Genomic DNA, 1746 nt, shown 5'->3' on the forward strand with positions numbered 1-1746 from the left:
CGCTTATTTTAACCTAAAAACACTACTAAACCCTTAATTTACAATGCTTTTAATTCCGAACTGAGGTTAGTTATAGTAGCTGATTTCATTAATGAAATTGTTCATGAGGATGGTGCTTTTGGAGAATGTAATGCTCAAAGAATAAAAGACTTTCATACAATCAAAAATGCTAATAAAATTATAGCATGGGCTCGAAAGAATGATGTTAAGGTTGCTCATGTAAAAATGGGGTTTGGTAAAGATTATTATGAATGCCCTAAGAATTCTCCAATCCTTGGTCAAACTCCTAAACATCAAGTTTTTCAGCTTGGCTCATGGGCTACAGATTTCCATAAAGATGTAGATGTGCAAGATCATGATATTGTAATTACTAAACATAGAATTAGCTTTGTATATGCTACAAATTGTGAAGCTATTTTAAGAGCTAATAAAATTGAGAATATTATAGTTTTTGGAGTATCTACCGAGCTTGTTATTGAATCATCAGTGAGAGAGTTGCACGATAGGGATTATAAGGTTACTGTTATTTCGGATGCTTGTAATGCAGGTTCTGAAGAAGGTCACAATAAGAGTCTTAAGAGTTTAGCTCACATCTCTAAAGTCGTTACAGCTGAAGAGTTCTTATCAAATAACTAATTTAAAATTTCTAAACTAGGAGTAGTGGATAATTTGGTACTTAAATTCTATTAACTTTGTACGTTAAATACATCTACACTAAATACTCTTAGGTGGTAATAATTATTTATAAATGAAATCTGTAGGAAAAATAATTGTATAAATATGTGATGAATTTTTATGCTGTAAGTGTAGCTTACAATTATGTAAATTTAAATCACTTTACTTTAGATGGTTGTGCTTTATTATATGAGAATGATTATTAAATTAATGTAAATAACTTAAAAAAATGGAGATTTTAAAATGAAAAATACAATAGTTATAGCAGCTGACTTTATAAATGAAATAGTCGATGAAAAAGGAGCTTTTGGAGCATTTAATGCAGAAAGAGTTAAGAACTGTAATACAATGCAGAATGCTAATAAAGTTATAGCATGGGCTCGTAAGAATGGAGTTAAAGTTGCTCATGTAAAAGTTGGCTTTAGCAAAGATTATCATGAGTGTCCAGAAGGTTCTCCTATATTTAGTCAAGCACCTAAATATAAAGCTCTTCAACTTGGCTCATGGGCTACTGAATTTCATAAAGATATAGATTATCAAGAAGATGATATAGTTATAACAAAGCATAGAATTAGCTTTGTATATGCAACAGATTGTGAAGCTATTTTAAGAGCTAATAAAATTGAGAATGTTATAGTTTTTGGTGTATCTACAGAGCAGGTTGTTGAGCTTTCAGTGAGAGAGTTACATGATAGAGATTATAGTGTAACAGTTATCTCAGATGCTTGTAATGCCGCTACTGAGGAAGGGCATGAAAAAAGCCTTAATAGTTTACAAAAAGTTGCTAAAGTTGTAACAGCTGAAGAGTTTTTATCAAATATTAATAAGTAATATAAAAATCAAGATTATTTATTCTGAATGTAAGTTTGCTGCTCTAAAACAATTGTATCTATTTTTATTATGGGCATATAATAGCTTTCTTATTATTTAAACTATAAGATATTTAAAATGAAAAATACTTTAGTTATAGCTGCAGATTTTATTAATGAGATAGTTAGGCTCTGTGCACAAAAATAAATTTTCATCGAAGCCAAATAAAAGTACAAGCTAATTTAATCATTCCTAGATATG

The 1746-nt window shown here is 29.6% G+C and carries 2 protein-coding genes; both read left to right on the forward strand.

Translation table 11 applies throughout. From position 1 onward, the window contains the following. Positions 1 to 60: 60 nt before the first annotated feature. The gene (locus tag AB8E56_RS11630; protein WP_329481297.1) at positions 61 to 636 is read left to right on the forward strand and encodes an isochorismatase family cysteine hydrolase; all 576 of its coding nucleotides are present in this window, start codon (positions 61 to 63) and stop codon (positions 634 to 636) included. Between the two features lie 282 nt (positions 637 to 918). Beyond that, complete coding sequence (locus AB8E56_RS11635; RefSeq protein ID WP_329481295.1) at positions 919 to 1506, forward strand: cysteine hydrolase; 588 nt, start codon at positions 919 to 921, stop codon at positions 1504 to 1506. Positions 1507 to 1746 lie beyond the last annotated feature (240 nt).

This window comes from Francisella sp. 19X1-34 (assembly GCF_041102755.1).
Taxonomy (GTDB): domain Bacteria; phylum Pseudomonadota; class Gammaproteobacteria; order Francisellales; family Francisellaceae; genus Francisella.

Excerpts from the sequence above, each read along its gene's own strand:
- AB8E56_RS11635 (WP_329481295.1), top strand. The coding sequence starts at position 919 with ATGAAAAATACAATAGTTATAGCAGCTGACTTTATAAATGAAATAGTC.